This is a genomic window from Gilliamella bombi, assembly GCF_900103255.1.
Classification (GTDB): Bacteria; Pseudomonadota; Gammaproteobacteria; order Enterobacterales; family Orbaceae; genus Gilliamella; species Gilliamella bombi.
In genome coordinates, this window is record NZ_FMWS01000024.1 from 376 (window position 1) to 860 (window position 485).

The 485-nt window shown below is 35.9% G+C and carries 1 protein-coding gene; it reads right to left on the reverse strand.

All coding sequences use genetic code 11. The features are described 5' to 3' along the window. On the reverse strand, window positions 1-293 hold a 293-nt coding region (locus B9N71_RS05720; protein WP_167370063.1), incomplete at its 3' end, for an IS3 family transposase. Window positions 294-485 lie beyond the last annotated feature (192 nt).

Here is a 485-nt window from a genome sequence, read left to right on the forward strand (position 1 = left end):
GTTAAATCCGCAACAACAATTTGTTTTTTATCACCTACATCAAATTGTCGTTGCAGGTGATTTTCTGTGGCGGTTTCATTCACTTCCGTATTGTGAGATTGATAACGTTTAACGGTGTATTTTGATACCAGCAATAAGGCTTTCATCACCCGAGCAATGTAACGGCGTGACACCCAAATATTCTCTTTCTGTAAATCAAAACGAATTCGTCTTGTACCATAAGACTGATAGCTCTGATTAAATAGCGTCACGATTTTATTGGCATAAAGCCCTACTGATTTTTGTCTATTCAATTTACACTGATAATAAGCATAATGTCTTGATAATCCTAAATATTGACATAGCTTTGTTATGCTATAACGATGTCGATTTGCTTTTAGGATAGCGATTTTCGTCCTATTATCAGTGCTGCTTGCTTTAAAATATCGTTTTCCATACGGAGTTGTTTAAGCTCTTTACGCAACGCGATTAACTCTTGTTCTTGT